The following is a 21,543-nucleotide window of genomic DNA, read 5'->3' on the forward strand; positions in this document are numbered from 1 at the left end:
TTAGCGTTGACTAGTTACAGTAGCTCTAAATGCATTCTGGAAAGCTGGAGATTGTAAGGAAAATCAAATTTAAATGCAAAGATTTATCGCTCGCTTTAAATTATACTATGAGACTATACCAAATGGATTTGGGGGATCGAAAATGGATGTGCTTTCAAAATTAGGGCTAGGGATGACAAATTCAGGGGGCTTTGGAGGCTTTTCCTGGCAATCCTCGGGAGGGGAAATTCTAACCTCTAAAAATCCTGCTACTGAGAAAGAAATTGCTGTCATTGAGATGGCTTCGCGTAATGATTATGAAGAAATAACAAAAATAGCACATCAAGGCTTCCTCAAGTGGCGTGAAGTTCCGGCCCCCGTTAGAGGCGAGTGCATTCGTTTAATCGCCCAGGAATTGCGTGCCCATAAAGATTTGTTAGGAACCCTCGTTTCGATTGAATCGGGAAAAATAAAACCAGAGGGTGATGGCGAAGTTCAAGAAATGATCGATATGGCAGATTTTGCGGTAGGTCTTTCGCGAATGTTATACGGAAAAATTATACCCTCTGAGCGCAAGCATCATCGTATGTTGGAGCAGTGGCATCCATTGGGACCTGTTGGCGTAATTACTGCTTTTAATTTTCCTATGGCAGTTTGGGCATGGAATGCATTTATTGCAGCAATTTGTGGCGATACCGTCATTTGGAAACCCTCTCATAAAGTGCCGCTATGTGCAATTGCAGTGCAATTGCTTTGTAACAAGGTGATGAAATCGTTGGGGCATGACGGCGTATTTTCCCTAGTGGTTACCCATGACACAGCTACCGCCGAGGCTTTGGTGGCAGACGAAAGATTACCCCTTATTTCATTCACGGGCTCAACCCGCGTGGGGCGAAACATTGCGGGAATGGTTTCACAACGTTTAGGTCGCTATCTTTTAGAGTTAAGCGGTAATAATGCGGTCATCATTGATGAGACGGCCGATTTGGATTTAGCCATACCCGCCGTCGTGTTTGGCGCGGTGGGAACGGCGGGTCAACGTTGTACGTCAACCAGAAGATTAATTGTTCATCGAAGTCGTTATGATCAACTCGTAACTCAACTCGTCGCCGCCTATAAACAAATACCTATTGGCAACCCATTGGATCCCCATATTCTAATGGGTCCTCTAATAGATGATTTAGCAGTGCAAGCCTATCAACGTGCGATTGAGGAAATAAAGGGCACTTCGGGTGAAATCCTTTTTGGAGGTAGCGTCTTGGATGGCCCGGGACATTTTGTTGAACCTACCCTGGTGTATGCACAAGAACAGTCAGAGCTAATTCGAAGAGAAACTTTTGCTCCTATCTTATATATTCTCACTTTTGATAGCATCGAAGAGGCTATCTCACTCCAAAATGATGTTAAGCAAGGATTGTCTTCGGCGCTTTTCACCCAAAATCTTCGACATGAAGAACTCTTTCTGTCCGTTTTAGGCAGTGACTGTGGGCTTGCAAATGTCAATATGGGCACCTCTGGCGCAGAAATAGGGGGCGCTTTTGGGGGCGAAAAAGAGACTGGGGGAGGGAGGGAAGCGGGATCGGATGTTTGGAAGTATTATATGCGCCGGCAAACCTGCACTATTAATTGGAGCAATGAACTTCCGCTGGCCCAAGGGATTAACTTTACCTTACCAAAAAAGGAAGGTGCGATGTGAAGCAGATATTAATAGAGCCCCCGCACCCTTTATTACCCGATGAGAATGGTTTTTTTGGAAAATATGGGGGTCAATACCTGTCAGAAGAATTAAACCCCAATCTCACAGAGTTGACGCGAGAATTTTATAACATCATTGAAGATAAAACATTCTGGTTTAGTTTCGTAAATTTGGTCCAAGAGTTCAGCGGCAGACCTACTCCCATCACCTTTGCTGGCAATTTAACCCGGCTATTAGGAGGAGCGCAAATATATTTGAAACGGGAAGATTTAAATCATACTGGCGCCCATAAGATTAATAATGCTTTAGGTCAGGGATTATTAATGCAACGTTTGGGCAAAAAAAGGGTAGTGGCGGAAACAGGAGCCGGCCAGCATGGCTTGGCTACCTCCATAATGGCGGCTCGGTTCGGTTTTGACGCACATATTTATATGGGGAGTGAAGATGTTAGGAGGCAGCGGCCAAATGTATTTTGGATGGAACGGTTTGGGGCTGAGGTAAATCCGGTACAAAAGGGAGATTGCACTCTTAAGGAGGCCATTACTGCAGCACTTGAAGATTGGCTGGTTAACCGCAAGACCACCCATTATTTATTGGGCACTGTTTGTGGCCCTCATCCTTTTCCTGCGCTTGTGAGTTATCTTCAAAGTATTATTGGTCTTGAAGCACGCATGCAAATGTTAGAACGATTAGGTAGATTACCCTCTAAAGTATATGCCTGTGTGGGAGGTGGCTCTAATGCGGTTGGCATCTTTCAAGGTTTTTTGACAGGGGATGTCGAATTGATCGGTGTTGAGGCCGGAGGAACAGGCATAAAAAGCGGTGAGCATGCCAGTCGCATTGCCAGTGGGCAAGGATCCCTAGGAATAGCTCAAGGCTATAAAACAATTTTTTTACAAAATGAAGCAGGGAAATTGTTGAGCACGCATTCAATAGCAGCTGGGCTAGATTATGTCGGCATTTCGCCTATCATTGCGGATTGGGCTGATCAAGGAAAGGTTAGAATTGAGCAGGCATTTGATGAAGAAGTTATTGAGGCAGCCAAGTTATTGATGCAGGCAGAAGGTATTATTCCGGCGCTTGAATCATCACACGCGCTCGCAACTGCTTTCAAAGAAGCCAAAAATCTTTCATCCGATGATATTCTTTTGATTAGTTTATCCGGACGGGGTGATAAAGATATTTTTGCTTATGGCAGGATTCTAGGGGACAAGTCATGGACAGATTACCTTAAAAGTATTATTGAATATGAATAAATTTTTATTAAGCGCCAGCTTGGGTCCCTTGGGAATTGGGGAATCAATGTCTTTACTATAGGATCTATTATGTTGTCCAATCCACAGGCTTCAGGCTTTACTTCTATGTTACCGGTTATTATCGCAGTAGTGGTCAGCGCAGCAGTGCTTATTTTAATTGTGTTACTGCTGCTTCGCGCACGTCGACTACCCATTGTGAGTGGTAGTGAAGAGCTCATTAATAGTCAGGGGGATGTTATTCTTATCCCCGGCGATGAAGCCCACCCGCGCGTCAGAATACGCGGTGAATTATGGCAAATCCGATCAAATGTCCCTTTAGAGGAGGGCCAAACGGTCAAGGTGGTCGCTATTGATGAATTATTTCTCATTGTCTCCCCTGTTAATTCTAAAATCCAAAAAGGAAAATCAGCATGATTGGAACATATACACTTGCCATAATAGTCGCTCTACTGCTCTTTAGCGCGGTTAAAATATTGAAAGAATATGAGCGCGGCGTGATATTTACGCTGGGCAGATTTTGGAAGGTTAAAGGTCCAGGCTTAGTATTGGTGATTCCTTTTTTTCAACAAATGGTGAAAATTCAGCTTCGAACAGTAGTAATGGATGTGCCTTCACAAGATGTCATTTCTCGAGATAACGTTTCAGTGCGGGTTAGCGCTGTGGTTTATTTCAAAGTGGTGGATCCTCAACGAGCGGTGATTCAAATAGAGAATTATTATGAAGCCACTAGCCAGCTAGCCCAAACCACTTTGCGATCAGTACTGGGCCAACATGAGTTAGATCAAATGTTGTCTGAGCGAGACAAATTGAATGCTGATATTCAAAGAATTCTCGATGAGCAAACCGATGCCTGGGGTATAAAGGTATCTACTGTAGAAATAAAACATATCGATCTTAATGAAATCATGATTCGTGCCATTGCGAGGCAGGCTGAGGCAGAGCGGGAAAGAAGAGCTAAGATTATTAATGCTGAAGGGGAGCTGCAAGCCTCTGAAAAGCTCACTCAAGCGGCTAAAGTCTTATCTACGCAGCCACAAGCTATACAGTTGCGCTATTTACAGACATTGATCGATATTTCTTCAGATTCAAAAGCTACCATCATTTTCCCACTTCCTATTGATCTGTTGTCCTCTTTACAAGGTGCTTTAGACAAAGTAGCAAATAAGTCATAGGCTCGCATTATTCAGTTGTAGCTCCTCGAAAAGAAGAGCTACAATAGCAAATTGAATTGAGCTCCCCTTGGGAGTTGATGAACATAATTTGCCTTATTAGTGGACAAAAACTTAGCGCTGTAGCCCGCGATCAATTTGGTAGACGACGGGGGTAAGCGTAAGTTTTTGTCCAATACAGGATGATGCGCATGGCAACCGCATCAAACTGAATAAGCCCTTGACTACACTTCGTTTCCTCCAGGCTACAACACTCAAAGTAGCCGGGATGTAGCGTAGCGAAATCCAGGAAGATTCAAGCCCTCAAATGTTTGTCAAGGGGGGTGATGCGGTTGCCATGGATGATGCGCACGGATTGCGGACCTTTAAGATTATTTTAATATTATGTATTTATTATAAGTTAAAGCCCAATAAAGTCTCTAAGCAAGTGCCAGGACCACCCCTAGCTAGCGTGAGGAAATATGCAAGATCATCCGGAATTTTTTGAAGATCACGTCGAAAAAAACAGAACTTGGTATACTATTTTAACGCGGGGTATACTCAGCGTTGTAACAGGTGCTGATACTCTTTTTACCCTTATAAAGCAATATTGCACGTGGCGCCTGCATTTTACCAAGGGAATAAATTCTGTACTTCGCACGGCAGATTTTTATAAATCGGGGAAGTCAGCCTACTTTGCGGGTCCCATAATTATTGGTTCTATTATTGGGGCTCCGATCTTTTTGGCCTCAGCTGCAGTCGAAGAATATGAAAGATACAAAAATGAGAAAGAAAGAATCGAGCAAGCCAGACTGCTGGGCTTAGAAGTAAAATTTGTTAACGATGGTCTTAATACAAAGTTAACCGGGAAGTTAAATGGCGTTGATTTTTCTTTGCGCGACGATGGGCAATACGGATTAAATAATGATCAACTGCTGATATATATTTTGCATCAATACCTTCAGGCTCATGATCTTCATGATCTTGTAGGGGAAAAATTTCGGGAAAGCCTAGTAGAAAAAAGAGGCAATAAAGGTTATTTGCCAGGGCAAGAAGGTATGATTCGCCTTCTCGAAAAAGCCCTCAGTCACTACAGTCGCACTACTGTTACTCGTGTTGATCCTTACTTTCCTGATAAAGTTAATACCTACATTAACACCATTCAAAAACAAGCTACGAATCTTACCTGGCCTGAGGGGTTTAGCGGTAAGGTAGTCGCCGCCCTTAGTTTAGGTGAAGTTGCTCCATTTGAAGTTCCAATTGACCCTGTCATCAAAAAGAAACAATCAAAAATCTTAAGGGCTGTAAAAAATATCATGCAATTCTTGCATAGAAATAATACAGCCATGGCAATGGTTACTGGGGTTGCTATTATTGCAGGGTTGGCAATCTCATGGCCTGTATTTATTGTGGCAATAATTGTCGGCCCCCTGGCAGGCATAGCAGGTATTCTCTATAGCCGCTATATCACTAAGATCAATAAGCGCAAAGCGATCGAAGTTAATAGAACTATTGAGCATGATAAAACCAGACATGACCTTCTTTACAAGGTCAATTCGCTGCAGGGCAAACAATACCAATATGATAAACAACCTGTAAAAGAGAATGCGGGTCCCCCAGAAGCCCTTATTGCATTACCCGAAATTGATAGAGCCATTAAGGCTCGTCTCATAATTCATACCATTGCTCAATGGGGTTATTGGCTTTCTATTGGTCTTGTGGTTGGAATTGCCATTATGTGTACCATTTGTTTATTAGCCCCCTTAATCTTGCCTGCCATACCTCTCGTCGGGTTGCCTCTTTTCGCCACTTCTTTTACCTGGACCGGTTTAGCGGCAGGATTAATGGGAATAGTGTACGGCCTTCGTTATGGCTTCAAAAATGCGAAAGATTATCTCACTAAGGAGGGTCAAGCCGAGGTCGATCGTATTCGAGTAGTGCACTCTCGAGTAGAAAATTGTCGCAGACGTGTTGGCGACAAGGCTTTTGACCCCCTTTTTAAGTACTCAAAAGAGCAATTAGTCGCTGAATTGTTAAGAGCTTATAATGAGTTTTCTCGACAAAAAAAGGCTACGTATAACAAGGTTCAAAGACAAATTGACGGTGCAGCAGACAAGGCTTTGGAAGATGTTTTAGCGCGAAAAGAAATGATCCTGCTTCGATTAGAAGAGGTCACTGGAATCAGACGTGATCGCGACTCAGTAACTGGATTACCTCAGAATCAAACAGCAGACTTTTATAATAAATTGTCGCTCTTCTTACAAGAAGATAAAAGCCTAGCCCCTGATGCGAATAGATTACTTACAGAATTTAAGACAGAGATTCTAGATGTAAAAAGTTCTGTCGAGGCTCATCCTCGTACTGGATGGTTCTCCAGTATCAATAAACACAATTTATTCAGCCTTAATCGCAAAGCAAATAAATATATTTTCCCTGCAGCGGGGGCAGCCTGTATAGCACTGGTTTTAGGAGCAATGTTATTTGGTCCGGGCGCTGTTGTAGCATTTAGTCTCGTGGCTGTTGCGGTAGCAGGATTTTTTGTTGCTCAAAAAATATGTGAATATAAAGCAGCTAAAAATTTGGAAAAATTGTCTGATACTGAAATGAAGGTATCGTTAATTGAGACTATTTGTAAAGCAGAAAAGAGTACTGCTAAGTTGGCGCAAGTGAAAGATTCCCAAAAGGGAGCCATACCATCTACGCCGGGTGGTTCGAGGGAACCGCTATTCTCCTTGGAGGAAAATAATTCAAACGGTCAGGGAGCATTAAGGAAGGAAGGAAGGCCTAGCAGTGGCTTCTTTTCCGGGTTTGGGTATAATCAAGCCGCAAATCATAATGAAAGACCTGGCGGTGGGGAAGAATCACTCGGCATCGATCTCTTCGATCCTGGCATAGCAGTGGGTGGTATTAGTAATTAATCATAGTTGTTAGTTCTGCGACATACCCCCCACGTCGTCCCGCGACGACGAGGAGGGATCCAGTTGCTCTTACTCCATAATTATCTCTGACCATTTATGCTTTTGCACCATTGTTGAGAGCAGCATCAGCAAGGGTATAACAAATAAGAGTGCCAGGCATAATATCCCCGCATAATTTAATGCTCTTAAAAAGATAGCAGGCCACAACAAGACAATTGCTAAGGGCGGTGCTAATGCCAGACCAACGATCAAAAGGTTGTTGGTTTGTTTTTTTAATCTCATGCCGTCAGCAAGAAAATCTGCCAAACTCAAGGCCACCCCTAAAAAGGAAGTTAACACACAAAGTGAAGTGAATAGATTAGTTAAAATATTAATTCCCCTATTATTCACGTGGTTAGCCAAGGCGAGTACCATTGCCTTTAAAGGGTGAGTATTGGAATACATCGCACTTAAGTCAGTGGCGGTGGGAATAGTGGCTTGAACTACGAAAATCCAGGCAAGATAAAAAATTAAGGGGATGAGTCCGCCTAAAAAAATTGCCCAGTACAGCTTTTTTGTGTCGCTGCTTAAGTAGCTACGAATTGAAGGGATAATACAGGCATAACCAAACGCTGTAATACAGGTGATTGCTGAGCCATTGCCTTGCAAATGTCGAAAAGATAAATTTGGAATGGCGGTAAATGGAATCAGTAGCAAAATTAAAATTATACATATCAATAATTTACTGCTCATCAAGCCGCGGTTTACATAATCTACTAATCGGATTCCTTTATAAACAATAAATCCAAGACAAACGGTAAACAATACAGCATTTAACCACATGGGCGTTTGTATCTTAAATTGTTCAAATAGGATGCCCAGTAAATCTTCCCCACTTGAAATATAGGCGGCTAAAAGCGTATACAGAAGCGCTAAGGTGATCACCCAAGTGATTACCGCTCCCGTTTTACCTAGCGTTTCCTTGGACATAGAGATTAAATTACTGTTCTCAGGAAGTTTTAAATTCACTCGCAGAAGTGCGAACGCCCCTATCATCATCATTGCCCAAGCACCTAACATAATAATGATGGTTCGCGTGACACCTTCTTGAGCTGTAGCCATCGGCAATGCGAGCATACTGCCGCCAATGCAAGTCCCTAAAATTAAAAAAATCGCACCAATAAATCTGCTATTCATAAAAGCCTCTATCAGCATTTATCTGTTTAGTTGAGAAAAGAATTCGGTAATGTTGGTCGATAAATAATATGCCCTAGGGGGCAAAATAGTTAAAATAGCAGGTATAGAAGGGGCAAAGAAAAACGTCTTTAAAATTATTTAAAGAAGAAGATGAGCGTTTTGGGGCATTCAATCTTTTATTCATTTTTTTATGATATTATGCTTTAAAAAATTATGCAATTTTTCGTGAGATAAAATTTTGGACAAGAAATCACCACCAATAATTACCATAAATAGTTTGAGTCACGATGGGAGAGGAATTGGGTATCTTTCCGGTAAAGCAACCTTTGTAGAAGGGGCTTTAAAAGGTGAGGAACTTGAAATTGAGTATCTCAAACGGAAAGCCTCATGGGATGAAGCTAAAATCGTAAACATTCTTTCGCCAGCCCCAGGCCGAAAAAAACCAGCCTGTGATTTTTTTACTATCTGTGGCGGGTGTAGTCTTCAGCATATGGATAATTCGAGTCAAATAATACACAAAGAGTCCGTATTGATTGAGCAATTGTTGCATATTGGGAAGGTCACCCCCAAAGAAATACTACCCCCGGTATTTGCCAATGAATATGGATACCGTCGTAAAGCGCGTCTGGGGGTGCGCTATGTATTCAAAAAAGAAAAATTATTGATTGGTTTTCGCGAAAGAAATGGCCGTTATTTAGCAGATATTGAGGCTTGTTCTGTATTGCACCCTAGCATTGGGCAAAACATTCCACTACTGCGTGATTTCATATTATCGCTAGAAGCTTACTTACATATACCACAATTAGAAGTCGCTGTCGGAGGGGACAGCACTGCAATTATTATTCGCCATATGGAACCTTTCAACGTAAAGGACCAAGAGACCATGCAAAAATTTGCGACGGTAAATAATTTTCAAATTTATCTGCAACCAAAAGGGCCAGAGTCAGCTTATTTATTTTATCCTCAAAATACGCACCCTCGATTGCGTTATCTATTGGAAGATTATCAATTAGAAATGCTATTTCATCCCACTGACTTCACTCAAGTGAACAGTGAGATAAATAAAAAATTAATTCAACAAGCAATTGCTTTGTTAAAACCTAATCAAGATGAGACCTTATTGGATTTATTTTGTGGGATTGGAAATTTCACACTTCCTTGTTCCCGTTTTTATAAAAAAGTAGTAGGGGTAGAAGGGAGTCAACTTATGGTAGAGCGGGGTTATGAAAATGCGTTGCATAACGCGATTACCAATGTTGAATTTCATTGCCGTAATTTGGCTGAGCAAAATGATTCTGATAGTTGGATGCAAAATTTTGATGCTATTTTACTCGATCCGCCGCGCATTGGAGCATGGGAAATCATTCAAAAAATACCCCATAGTAATACTAAAAAGGTGCTTTATATTTCTTGTAATCCAGCCACTTTATCACGCGATGCCGCTCATCTTTGTCAGAACGGTTTTATGTTGGATTCCGTTGGCGTATTGGATATGTTTCCCCACACCAGCCATGTTGAATCTATAGCATTATTCACACGAAAATGAGGCGTCTATGAGACGACAATCTAAATTAGTTTATACAGACAGGGGTGCCATTAATATAGAGGCATGGTTGTACAACCTCGTTATGGAACGTCAGAAATCTGATGAAAATTTATTGCGAGAAGCGAGTTTTTTAGCAAAGCTTGCTGGAGAAGATCATCTAACGCCGAATGGTGAATCGTGTTTACACCAAGGCCTAGCGATGGCCGAGATTTTGGCAGATTTAAATCTGGATGATGACACGTTAGCGGCTGCCATGGTGTATAGCTCGGTACAAAACGCTGATCTAACTTTAGAAGATGTTGAAGAGCATCTCGGTAAGGAAGTCACGAAGTTGATTAGAGGCACGCGTCAAATGGATGCAGTGCATTCACTACATGGAAAACTAACACAAGGAACTCACCTCGCTTCTACTATCGATAATCTGCGTAAAATGATGCTGGCCATGGTGGATGATGTTCGCGTGGTGTTACTCAAACTTGCTGAGCGTCTTTGTATCCTTAGAAATATGTTGGCTTTTTCCGAAGTTGAAATGAAACGAATTGCGAAAGAAACTATGGATATTTATGCGCCACTCGCAAACCGTTTGGGAATTGGACATTTAAAATGGCAGCTTGAAGATCTTGCTTTCCGTTATCTCGAGCCAGAGGAGTATCATCTTTTATCTAAAGGTTTAAAGGAACGCAGAGTTGATCGTGAAGACTATGTTGTATCATTAATCAACACACTGAAAGATGAGTTGCAGAAAGCAGAAATTAGCGATTGTGATGTTACAGGACGCGCGAAGCACATTTACAGTATCTTTCGAAAAATGCAGCGCAAACATGTGACCTTGGATGAAATTTATGATGCGATTGCTTTTCGCATTTTAGTATCAAACATTGAGGATTGTTATTCGACATTAGGGATAGTTCATTCTTTGTGGGAACACATTCCAAAAGAATTTGATGATTATATTATTCATCCTAAACCGAATGGTTATCGTTCCATCCACACGGCGGTGATAGGTCCTAACGATAAATATATAGAGATTCAGATTCGTACTTTTGACATGCATCGAGAAGCTGAATTGGGTGTTGCTGCACACTGGATTTATAAAGAAGGTTCTACCAGTAAAACGAGTTATGAAACAAAAATCGCGTGGTTGCGTCAAGTTATGGGGTGGCAAAAAGAAATCACCGAAACTCAAAAAGAAAGCCAAGAAATTTTTTCAAATATTTTTGAAGACAGATTATATGTGTTTACGCCCAATGGTGATGTCATAGAGCTACCTGGCGGTTCTACACCTTTAGATTTTGCCTATCATATTCATACTGAATTAGGCCACCGATGTCGCGGTGCGAAAATTAACGGTTCCATTGTTCCGCTTACCTATTCATTAAAGTCGGGGGAAAAAGTTGACATCTTAACGGCAAAACAAGGTCACCCCAGTCGTGACTGGTTGAATCCCCACTTGGGTTATTTAAAAACCGCCCGCGCCAGAGCGAAAGTTTTGAATTGGTTTAGAAAACAAGATTACGATCGGCATCACGCCGAAGGTCATGATCTTCTCGAGCGAGAATTAAAGCGCCTTGGGATTAGAGATGTTTCTTATGAGGAGCTATCCGATAAATTGCATCAAAAATCTAAAGAAGAAATGTTAGTTGCACTGGGGCGCGGTGATTTAAGAATACATAATGTCATGCTCGCCGCGCAAATGATGACCGATACCCCCAAAGAGACAGAAAAATTCATTCCTACTTTTGCTGATGTTTCAAAAATCAAATCACAAGTTTCAGATGCTGATATTGTTTTTGAAGGCGTGGAAAATTTATTAACCTATTTAGCCAAGTGTTGCAAACCTGTTCCCGGTGATCAAATTATTGGCTATATCACCATGGGTAGAGGAATTTCTATACACCGTCAAGATTGTCAAAATTTAGTGGAGAGATCAACTCTATTTCCAGATCGCAAAATCGAAGTTAAATGGGGGGGCGGTAGTGATAAGCGTTACCCTGTCGATTTGAATGTGCTCAGCTACGAGCGGGATGACCTTGTGCAACATATCACCGCGTTATTGGCCAACGAACATATTCCGATTGCAGCTATTAATATCACGCATAATCGTACCAATAATACCGCTATGATCCATCTAACTATTGAGGTAGACAGTTTGAATCCACTCAGCCGATTATTGGCACGCATTTCACAGTTGCAGGGTGTGATAAGTGTGCAGCGTGACTGATCGATCGCACTCAAGAGATGTGAAAACAAATGTTTTTAGATCCGCGTGGTGGTTAGCGAATTCTCATCTGCAAACTATCTGGCCAGTTCTTTCTAGGCGAAAAATTAATCTTCCGCTACGTCGTGAAAGACTCGAATTACCTGATGGTGATTTTTTAGACCTCGACTGGATGGGCAGCAATAGTGACCATATTGTGTTGGTACTACATGGTCTAGGGGGTTCAGTTAATTCTCCTTATGCACAAGGTATTTTGAAAGTCATTGCAACATTCCAGTGGCAAGGCGTTTTTATGCATTTTCGGGGTTGTAGCCACGAACATAACCGTCTGCCGCGTAGTTACCATTCTGGCGAGACAGAAGATTTGAAATGGGTTATTAATGAAATAATGCGACGTTTTCCCAATGCTAAGTTATCGGTGATCGGATTTTCATTAGGGGGCAATGTATTATTAAAGTGGTTGGGTGAAGAAGGAAAAACCGCGGCAGTTACTTGCGCGATTGCTGTATCTGTCCCATTTGAATTAAACAAGGTCGCGAATCGAATGCGTTCGGGGATATCACGATTTTATCAATGGTGGTTATTGCGCCAATTAAAACAAGATATTATTGAGAAATTTAAAGACAAACCGTCAGTCATTGATCTGGGAAATTTGAAAAAGTTGCGCACTTTTTGGGAATTTGATGATAAGGTCACTGCCCCCTTGCATGGCTTTATTAATGTTGATCATTATTATAAAACGGCTAGCTCGCGGCAATACCTAAAAGCGATAGCCATACCCACCCTTATTATCCATGCTAAAGATGATCCTTTCATGACGCCTGATGCCATTCCTAAGGTTGAGGAAATTTCTAAAGATATCACTTTGGAGTTAACTGAATCCGGTGGGCATGTGGGCTTTATTTCAGGAAGCATCCCTGGTCGTTCCAAATATTGGTTAGAGGAACGGATTCCTAGATTTATTCAAGAATATATATAATTCTTCAATTCAAAAGGGGAACCAAGCTATATTTTGGGAGGCAAATCGTTGTCGGCATCTACATTAGGAGCAACATCTGAATCGATAAGAGGTTTTTCAATATTACTCAACCATTTATAAAAATCATCTGCATCATCCTTTCTGAAAAATCCTAATGGTCTACTAGCCGATGCCTTTTTAGCATTATCAATTAAGCTGTTTAAAAATGCAGCGTTTGCGGTACTCTTGAGACTATCTATCCTCATTAACATTTGGTATGCATGAAAGGGTAGTTTGAAAGCAATATCCACTTCATCCATTTTTGCAGCATTTTTTATGTTATATGATTCTCCACCTCGAGAAAAAAAAGTGTTCACCTTTCCCGCTAAACCTAAAATTCTTGATCTTATTTCATCTATATACGGTTGAACATCCTTTACTGGGTGAGGTTGACTTATAAACTTTTGATCGAAAGCCTGAAATATGGCGTGGGATTGCGCTTGATTTAAAAAAGGGTGTGCTTTTCTTAAGGCATTAATAAAATTCTGATATCGATGCGATGGTGATAATTCTTCTTTTAATTCAGGATAAATATATTCATAGATTCTTTCTGGTTGATAAAATTCGTCAAAAAGGTCGTGAGCAGATTTATAAAATGCAGAACCCTCAATTAGTTCAACCTCATCTATAGGAAGGAACTCTGAAACTTTTTTACGCGAATCAAACTCACGTAACTCAGCTAAAATATTAGCGAGATCTGCTGAGTTTTTCACTAAAGACAGCTCAGGCCCAATTTTTGCAAGCAACTTATAGAAATCATGCGTATGCGTGTGGCGATTAAAAACCGCCTTTTTATTAAGACGCTGGTTTGCTATGGCCACCATCCTAGAGAGGGCGTCAGTATTGGCCTGAATATCGGTAGACACATGAATGCCCCTGTCCCTCATTTGCCCAAGACCAGTAGGGGAGCGTTTTTTTTGCCAGAATGCTTTATCATTTACGATATTTTTAGTTTCTAATAATAAAGCCGTAATTAGGTCTTCCCGAGAAAGTTCGGCTAAAATAAATTTAGGATCAACCGGAAAGAAGTCGGGATAGCGAGTGAATGTGTTTGCAGCAGCATTTAATAAATCCATATTTTGGGGGGTATAAGATTTTTGTATGCAAGTTTCTACATATTTTTTATAGAACATTACCAGTTCTGATTTCACCAGCTCATTAAAATCATCGATTGCAACATCAGTCTGATTTAACGACTTAAGTTTTAGAAACAGGGTCTCAACGAGAAGTTTCAATTCCTTAGGAATTTTGCCCCGGAAAATTTCGTCGAGCTTCGCGACCATTTTTTCCAAGTGCACATTTTTTGGTGAAGGCGGATGCTTAGGTTCTGATGGAATGGGCTGATTATTTTCGCCTCGAACATTCGCTTCATATTGTTCATATAAAATTGCAGCATCACTCTCGCTAATTACTGGCAAACGCTGCGGATTGCTGAAATAAGCGGGAATTATATTAAGGAGGAAACTTTTTTTGGCATTTTCTAATGCAGTTATCCTCTCTGACTTATCAGCTATCATAGATGCTTTGTAAATAGCGACTATGTATAGTGCCATAACATGATATTTTTGATCGAGATTGTTATGTGCGAAATTAAAATCATTAATTCCTTGCTTAGCCAAATACGCGGGATAATTGCTTACTATGATAGAGAGTGAATGGGCAATTATTTTCGAAGCCTCAATGAGAGAGCTACTCAAGTTCTTTGCTAAAGAATTAGGAGGTATAGGGAATAATAACTTAATAATGTTATTGTTTGCATAATTTGACAAGTCATTCTTAATCAATTCGGCACATATATCAAAACTTTCAATGGCTCTAATTGAGAATCCCTGACCAAATGCTGACTTATTAACTGAAGCTGGTAGTGGTTTTTTACCCTCAACTTTAGCAGGTTCGCGCACGGAAAATATAGCGGGAACTGGTTGCTGCGTAGGATTCGCTTTATATGCTAAGGGGATCACTAATCCATTTCTTTCTATTTCTTTTATAACAGAGGTATTTACATAGTATTGGCCTGTTACATCTCTATCATTTCGCCAGTAAAAATAGGGGTAATCTTGATGTTGATATTCGCTAGTATTAAGATGATCGGGGGCGGTTATATGCTTATCCGTTAAAGCGTTACCTAAAGATTTCAGTAAGGAGGCGTGATGATCATCGACTTGATAAATGACGGCTTCTTTACCGTATTCATTGCTCGCCTGGGAGGCAACGCGCCATTGTGTATTATCAAGAATTTTAAATGTTACAGCTTCTTCTGCGCTAAACAATATAGGTAAGATGATTTCGAATATTTTTTTATATTCCGTTTCAGTGTTTTGTCTATCACCTTTACTTAATGAAACATGACATTTGGGACCAATAATTTCATTATTATGCAGAGCATACATTTTAGTCAGTGGGTCAAATTTACAAGGACTAAAATAAATATAGCCCCCCGTGTTTTTGTTAGCGTCCGGTGGATAATGAATTTTCCAAATTTTTTCTTGATTAGCTAGTTTTTTGGGATTGTAACTAAAATGCTCTCCATCACAATAGAGGGCCTCATTAACCTGAAGAGCCTTCATTTTCTCAAGCAATTTATCTATATTTTCATTTACGGGAAATACTTCCGAATTTCTGGGGTTTTCCAGAATTTGAGGCAACTTTGCATTAACCTTCTCTAAAATAGTAACGAGAGTTGGGTCTCGGAATTTGAGTAAGTCCTGGTTATAGGTCGATTGGATTGCCGATAAAATTCCTAAAATTTGATCTTTTTCGAAATAATTGCCAGCTATTTGCAGAAGGATGGCATTCACTCGCTTTTCAACCATTGCGTTAGGAAGAAGGCCTGCGGGCAATATAGATTTAAAAGGCTCAATGATCAATTGCTTGTAGTATTCCTCAACTACTTCAAGAGGCAAAGTAGTCGTTTCCTTTACAACCACCTGCTGAGAGGGCTTGTTATCTTCTATCTGAATTATATTTTCAGCTTCTGCTTTTGAGGCCTCTTTTACGATTTTATTATCGCGCTCTGTTTTAGACTCTTCCTGTGCACCTACTTTCTCAACGTCTTTTTCAGTCGCTTCTGATACCCTAACATCAGCAAATATTTGGGCTAAAGCTTGAATAATTACTTGTGTTACAGAATTAATTATTGCAAATGAGTAGCTTGGCTTGGTATATATTACTACTTCGCGAGCAAAATCCCGCCCTTTTCTAGGGTATGATTTCCACCTCGCATAATTGACAATTTTGAAAGTAATACTTTCCGCTGCATCAAATAATTTACGTAAAACAAGACCGTTCAGTTTTCGGTGATCATTAATTTTTCTTAGGGGTTTAACTAATATCTTTTTGCTATTTAGCGCAATATGGTTCTCAACAATATCATTGCTGTCTTCTACCCTTGAAGTTTCTCTGTAGGTGTCTTCAACCAAATTACAAGGCCTGAAATAAACATAGTTGCCTACAAATTTATTAGCATCGTTGGCGTTACTGATTTTCCATATTTTTTCGCTAGGCTTTAGCTTTTCTTGATTATAAGTGAATTTTTTTCCATCGCTATATATTGTTTCATAGAAACCTAGATTATCTATTGCATCAAGTAATGCATCTGTATTTTCATCAATAGACACCACGGCGCTGTATCTTTGTTGGTTATCCGTGATAAAAGCCGGCAACAGTGTTTTTGCTAAATCTAATACTTCTATTAAAGGTGACTTAGGATCTTCTTTGGCTATATAGCTTTTTAGCGTGATCAGAATTGCAAGGATGTTTGCCTGGTTAAAGTCAGTTGCTAAGGCTATCTGTCCCACTATAGCAGTAGCCTGATGTACCTGTATTTGGAGCGATGATAAGTTGACCAATAAATTCTTAAATCGATTAAAATTGGACAATACGTCGCCAATAAACGTTTGGTAGAGTTGTTTTGGATGAGTTGTATCGTATTCTAATGGCATTTTTAGCCCTGTATATACTAAATATACTTGTATTATAGCTACCCACCATTATCAAAGTATTGTGGGATTCTTATGATAATATTCGACTCATATATACACAAAACCCTCATAAAACCTTAATGTTTTTTTGATAGATTAATGGGTCATTTAAAATACTATTTTTCGGACCACTTTCTTATTTGAGGACTTAACGATGCAAGACCATAATGAATCCGGGGCTGACTCTCGTGATAAGGCGATAGATAAAACTCCGATCCATAATTCGACTCAAACAATTCTGAGCCAACTTCAACCTGCCCCTGCCCCAACCATTCGAGATGGCAATAATCAGCCCAAAAGACCCCGAGAAGAAGATTCAAATACTGAGGAAAACAGCCGAAAGATGGGTCCAAGCATAAACAATAGGGCTACAGCTGCTCTACCCATAGGCACGTTTTCATATGATGGAAGGATGATACTGAAATTCTCAAATGAAGCTTGCGCAATTAAATACAAATCAGATTGTGCGTCCAAAACTACTGAGCAGTATGGAGAATATGTTTTAAGCGACCCGGGAGTGCAGGAAAAAAAGGTAAAGGAAATAAGCAACGCCGAATTTAAAAATTTTAAAAATGCTTTTAGAACTCATTGTAAAGGTATATTTCATCGAAAATTTAGAGCAAATTGTATGGTAGATATCTATGGCTTTAATAAACTAGATAACAATAACAATAACAATAACAATAACAATAACAATAACAATAACAATAACAATAACAATAACAATAACAGCAATTGCAAAAGTTATATCTTAATAGAATTCACGCTAGCAAAATTTGCAAAGCAATTTATGAGCAGTTACGAAAAGAGCTTAGTGGGTGCTAGCCAGAGAAGTAAATATGTGGAATTTGAAGCAGGTTGTGTAGATGATTTCCCAACCGCATATGAAATTCTCGATTCTATTACTTACACCAAATTAACTGCTGCAAAAGAAGCACAGAAAAACCTTATTGCTTTAAACCAGAAGAATGTCAAGCTGACAAGTGAATCACTTAAGAAAGGCATTATCAATTACCTCGAGCAAAACACTTTATTGGTAGCGGAAAATTTATCAGGAGAAATTCTCGTTCTAAAATGTAATCTTGACATTGAAATGCTCACTCGGAGTATAAATAATCATAAAATCTGTCCGGTTGTGAGAGCAAAAATGTTTTTATTTCTCGATTTATCAACTATTAATGACCAGATTTTTAAAAATAAATTGCTGACATTACCTCGAGATCAAGATAGTGCGAACCTATTTTTAGACTCCAAGAGTACAATAATATCAACCATAAATATGCATAACAAACCTGGTGTCACTAGACCTGCGATTATCGAAATGATTAAAAAGATTGAAAATTTTTTTAAAGAACGGGAACTTTCTAATCAAGATACTCCCCAGCTAGGGTTAGGAAAAAAATAACGTTCTTGCTAGCTAATACACTCTTGCGGGGGGCGAGGAAATACTTCCTGGTACGACGGTAAAGAGGCAGCCCACACAAGTCGGAACTATAAAATGAACAAAATTTTGTGGGCAGCACTAATTAAAGTGATTGTATGTTCACCCCATGAAATATTACTCTCCAGCTGTAAATTGGTTGATTTGCAGAGAATGAATTTTTATAAATAACCTGCTTTCCTTGAGGATTTAATCATGCAAGAAAACAATAAAGAGACAAACACTGCCTCTGCAGATGCGCAACATAATAAGGTTAATGATAGTACTATAAATATCCTGATGCGACTTCAGAGTGATTCTTCCGGTGGTAGCAACATTAGCCTTAAAAGGTCGCGAGAAGATGATGATCAGGGGAACCAGCAAAAGATAGGTCCAGGGGTAAGCGATACGAGTCACGGAAAAATTTTACCTGTAGACCAGTTCTTATTCGAAGAAAGAATTTTATTAAAGTTTTTGAGTGAGAAAGACGCTCAAAATTACACAATGGCTTTTGCATCAGATACTGCTGAACAGTATGGGGAATATGTTTATCAGAAAGATGAACAGAGTCGAGATAAATTTGAAATCAAGCCGATTGTGGGTGAGGAATTGATAAATTTTAGGCGTGTATTCCAGGCTCATTGTATTAATTCAATTAAACAAAAATTGCAGACAGATTGCATGAAATCCATTTACCGATTTAACAACAACATTAACAATAACAATAATAATTGTAGTGATAACAAAAATTTTACTTTAATGGTTACTTCTTCGGCGAAAGATGCTAAACAATTTGGAGCCTTTTATAAAGGCGCGAAACTCCAAGTTGTGAGTAAATTTGTGGTCTTTGAGCAAGGTAGTTTAAGAGGGATACCTGCAGCTTATGAGGATGCTCCTATATTGATAGAGCAAAAATTTAATAGTGATGTAAGAAGAAAAATAGCATTATCCAAACGGGGCGTCGAAAAAAGCGCAAATTCAAAGCAAGAAATCATAAATGAAATTATATTCAAATTAAGCGATAAAACCATATCCATAGTAGGGAACAGGCGAGAAGATTTTCTTATTCTGCATTGTCCAGATGAAACTAAATCATTCCAAGAGCGTATTAAGAAGCATATCTGTACAACGATAAAAATGGGTGATTTGTTGTTGTTAGATGTGTCAGAGATTCCTGAAGAATTAAAAAATCAGCTGCTTGCCACCAAAGAAAGTCCTGATAGTGAACAGCTGATAGCGAATTTAGCGGAGGAGGTCTTTACCTTCACTAGAAAAACAAAACATAATCCTCGTTCTACAGCAGAGATGATTATGCTGGCTAAAAAGATTGAAAACTTTTTTACTATACCTGAGGTTGCTGAGGAAGAAAACAACGCTTCGTTAGCCCTATAGCAGTTAACATAATTCTAAAATCTGGGTATGTTGTTATTGTTATTGTCGTTATTATCAACCTGAGTATGAATGTTTTTCTCATCATGTGAAAATTCTGCCTCCTTCGTTCTTAGCTCGGTTTTGAAATTTTCGATAAATTGAGAAATAGACACAGTAGAATCAGCCGATTTTGGTTTGCTGCCTAAAAAGCGCATGCCTTTGATTAACTCAAAGCTTGGGGTAGCAATCACCTCTGTATTTGTTTTACCTGCTACACTTTCATTTTCCCATGCTTCAATTGCCGTTAATATTCTTTTATATGGGCTCTCCATTAAGCGATTATCTCTAATCTCTTTTTTCATGCCGTCTGTTAATTCCTTCAAACTACTCTGTAATCGTTGCAGGGCACTCTTCTTTTGACCATGGAAAAATTGGATTCCAGACATTTCAGCCTGAATTTTATCGATTGGGATAGCAGTGAATGACTCCAGCATACGTATAACTTCCCAGTCACGATGCATAGGGCGAGCTGGGTTTTTTTGAGGCCAGTAACCGTAAGCTTTATATAATAAGTTGATATTTTTGGTCTCTTTGGCATAATCTCTCATTGCCTCAATCGCCTCAGAATTGTATTTTCTTTCACATCCTTCAAATAAACACTGTAGAGCCAACTTATTATTTTTTTGTGCTCTGTAAACTTTAAAGAGGGCTACACAAACCATGCTCTCAGCTGCATATTCACGATCAGATTTCAGTGTCTCCAAGAGAGTAAGTGCTTCTTTATTTTCAGATTGGGCAGCATAAACAAGAAGGTTAAATAGCCTTGTTAGGTCATTCCCATCGAATGCTGGCCACAACTCAGCTAATTTAAGTGCAAGTTCAGGAGTTTTATTTTTTTCATAATACTCACAGACCCGAGAATAATAATGTTTTAATTCGCTCTTTGCGGATTCAAAAAACTGCGGAATAGAGAAAAGCTCATCACTAAACGTGAAAAAATGATTGGCATAAAAATTGGTGTTAGGTTGCTTACCACGTTTCACCTGGATAAATTCTTTATACATAAGGAGAGAGATAGCTTGGCTTGACTGAGAAATTTCTGCTGAACCCCGGCGCCTTTTTTGCTCACCCAAAGAGGTATACAATTCAAAGGACACGTCTAATAGGCTATGAATATGGTTTGCATTAATTAAATTTGGTTTGGAAAAAGCAAGGAACCAACCGAATTTATAAAATATTGAATTAGCATGCTGTATATTTTTTTGATATATCTCGGTAAATGCTGGAGATAAAGCTGCTGCGTTCTTCCCTATAATGAAATCCCAAGCTTTGGTAGAACCATTTTTGAGCGCTTTCTCTAGCCATGAAAGTTGCACTTTAACATTGTCGGGAAAATATTTTGCATAATAACAGTAAAACCAATATGGCAAGTCTCTATCTGGACAGGCCTCGGCTATACTCTCTAGTTTTTGAAAATCAACTATCTCCTCGAGCTTCTTTTCGCTGACTGAAGCAAAAAAGCCACATTGTTCAATTAAAGAATAAATGAAATATCCTGTTAACGGTTGTGCCTGGGAGATGAGCTGGTCTATTAAGCCACTGATATTATTTTCAAATTGTCTCCTAAGAGTGTCTTGTGCTCCTAATAAATTGGAATTACGCAGGAGAGTGATATTTGAATTGTCACCCCATAATGCATGGTTTTGTAGAGTAATATAAGACCATAATTTTTTTGCTAAGTATGGGTTGTGATTAATGTCATCCAAAATATTTTTGGGGTGACTCACACAAAAAACTAATAAAGTCTTACCGCTAAG

13 protein-coding genes are annotated in these 21,543 nt (G+C 39.5%); 10 read left to right on the forward strand and 3 right to left on the reverse strand.

Annotation, left to right across the window (positions count from 1 at the left end; genetic code table 11):
* Nucleotides 1-142 precede the first annotated feature (142 nt).
* The 5 genes from H0U71_04585 (at nt 143) to H0U71_04605 (ending at nt 6,997) form a co-directional block, all read left to right on the forward strand.
* Nucleotides 143-1,675, forward strand: a complete 1,533-nt coding sequence (locus H0U71_04585; GenBank protein ID MBA2654330.1) for an aldehyde dehydrogenase family protein — start codon at nt 143-145, stop codon at nt 1,673-1,675.
* Nucleotides 1,676-1,686: 11 nt separating this feature from the next.
* Nucleotides 1,687-2,931, forward strand: a complete 1,245-nt coding sequence (gene trpB, locus H0U71_04590; GenBank protein ID MBA2654331.1) for a tryptophan synthase subunit beta — start codon at nt 1,687-1,689, stop codon at nt 2,929-2,931.
* Between the two features lie 69 nt (nt 2,932-3,000).
* On the forward strand, nt 3,001-3,345 hold the full coding sequence (locus tag H0U71_04595; GenBank protein ID MBA2654332.1) for an NfeD family protein: 345 nt from the start codon (nt 3,001-3,003) through the stop codon (nt 3,343-3,345).
* Nucleotides 3,342-4,103, forward strand: coding sequence for a slipin family protein (locus tag H0U71_04600; protein ID MBA2654333.1), 762 nt, complete (start codon nt 3,342-3,344; stop codon nt 4,101-4,103). Before H0U71_04595 ends, H0U71_04600 begins: the two co-directional genes overlap by 4 nt.
* A gap of 458 nt (nt 4,104-4,561) precedes the next feature.
* Nucleotides 4,562-6,997 (forward strand): hypothetical protein, encoded by a 2,436-nt coding sequence (locus H0U71_04605; protein MBA2654334.1) that lies wholly within the window; start codon nt 4,562-4,564, stop codon nt 6,995-6,997.
* 69 nt (nt 6,998-7,066) lie between these two features.
* On the opposite strand, the gene H0U71_04610 is transcribed toward H0U71_04605, so the two are convergent.
* Complete coding sequence (locus tag H0U71_04610; GenBank protein MBA2654335.1) at nt 7,067-8,173, reverse strand: tryptophan/tyrosine permease; 1,107 nt, start codon at nt 8,171-8,173, stop codon at nt 7,067-7,069.
* 235 nt (nt 8,174-8,408) lie between these two features.
* Here H0U71_04610 and rlmD point away from each other — a divergent pair, with 235 nt between their 5' ends.
* From rlmD to H0U71_04625, 3 genes are read left to right on the forward strand one after another with little or no spacing between them, the layout of a single operon-like run.
* Nucleotides 8,409-9,719 carry a 23S rRNA (uracil(1939)-C(5))-methyltransferase RlmD gene (rlmD, locus tag H0U71_04615; GenBank protein MBA2654336.1) on the forward strand — a complete coding sequence of 437 codons (1,311 nt, stop codon included), beginning with the start codon at nt 8,409-8,411 and terminating at the stop codon, nt 9,717-9,719.
* 7 nt (nt 9,720-9,726) lie between these two features.
* Entirely contained in the window at nt 9,727-11,940 is a 2,214-nt protein-coding gene (gene relA / locus H0U71_04620) for a GTP diphosphokinase (GenBank protein ID MBA2654337.1), read from the forward strand.
* Between the two features lie 19 nt (nt 11,941-11,959).
* Nucleotides 11,960-12,916: a hydrolase gene (locus H0U71_04625; GenBank protein MBA2654338.1), complete on the forward strand. Its 957-nt coding sequence runs from the start codon at nt 11,960-11,962 to the stop codon at nt 12,914-12,916.
* A gap of 26 nt (nt 12,917-12,942) precedes the next feature.
* Here H0U71_04625 and H0U71_04630 read toward each other — a convergent pair whose 3' ends face one another.
* Nucleotides 12,943-16,896 (reverse strand): hypothetical protein, encoded by a 3,954-nt coding sequence (locus H0U71_04630; protein MBA2654339.1) that lies wholly within the window; start codon nt 16,894-16,896, stop codon nt 12,943-12,945.
* 193 nt (nt 16,897-17,089) lie between these two features.
* Here H0U71_04630 and H0U71_04635 point away from each other — a divergent pair, with 193 nt between their 5' ends.
* A complete protein-coding gene (locus tag H0U71_04635) occupies nt 17,090-18,340 on the forward strand; it encodes a hypothetical protein (protein ID MBA2654340.1) in 1,251 nt (416 codons plus the stop codon).
* A gap of 231 nt (nt 18,341-18,571) precedes the next feature.
* Nucleotides 18,572-19,747: a hypothetical protein gene (locus H0U71_04640; GenBank protein ID MBA2654341.1), complete on the forward strand. Its 1,176-nt coding sequence runs from the start codon at nt 18,572-18,574 to the stop codon at nt 19,745-19,747.
* A gap of 14 nt (nt 19,748-19,761) precedes the next feature.
* Here H0U71_04640 and H0U71_04645 read toward each other — a convergent pair.
* A partial coding sequence (locus tag H0U71_04645) for a hypothetical protein (GenBank protein ID MBA2654342.1) occupies nt 19,762-21,543 on the reverse strand: 1,782 nt, incomplete at its 5' end.

The sequence above is a fragment of the Gammaproteobacteria bacterium genome (genome assembly GCA_013697705.1).
Classification (GTDB): Bacteria; Pseudomonadota; Gammaproteobacteria; order UBA6002; family UBA6002; genus UBA6002.

Coding starts and splice junctions, on each gene's coding strand:
- H0U71_04640 (MBA2654341.1), top strand. CDS start 18,572: ATGCAAGAAAACAATAAAGAGACAAACACTGCCTCTGCAGATGCGCAA.
- relA (MBA2654337.1), top strand. CDS start 9,727: ATGAGACGACAATCTAAATTAGTTTATACAGACAGGGGTGCCATTAAT.
- H0U71_04585 (MBA2654330.1), top strand. CDS start 143: ATGGATGTGCTTTCAAAATTAGGGCTAGGGATGACAAATTCAGGGGGC.
- H0U71_04610 (MBA2654335.1), bottom strand. CDS start 8,173: ATGAATAGCAGATTTATTGGTGCGATTTTTTTAATTTTAGGGACTTGC.
- H0U71_04600 (MBA2654333.1), top strand. CDS start 3,342: ATGATTGGAACATATACACTTGCCATAATAGTCGCTCTACTGCTCTTT.
- H0U71_04595 (MBA2654332.1), top strand. CDS start 3,001: ATGTTGTCCAATCCACAGGCTTCAGGCTTTACTTCTATGTTACCGGTT.
- H0U71_04605 (MBA2654334.1), top strand. CDS start 4,562: ATGCAAGATCATCCGGAATTTTTTGAAGATCACGTCGAAAAAAACAGA.
- H0U71_04635 (MBA2654340.1), top strand. CDS start 17,090: ATGCAAGACCATAATGAATCCGGGGCTGACTCTCGTGATAAGGCGATA.
- H0U71_04630 (MBA2654339.1), bottom strand. CDS start 16,896: ATGCCATTAGAATACGATACAACTCATCCAAAACAACTCTACCAAACG.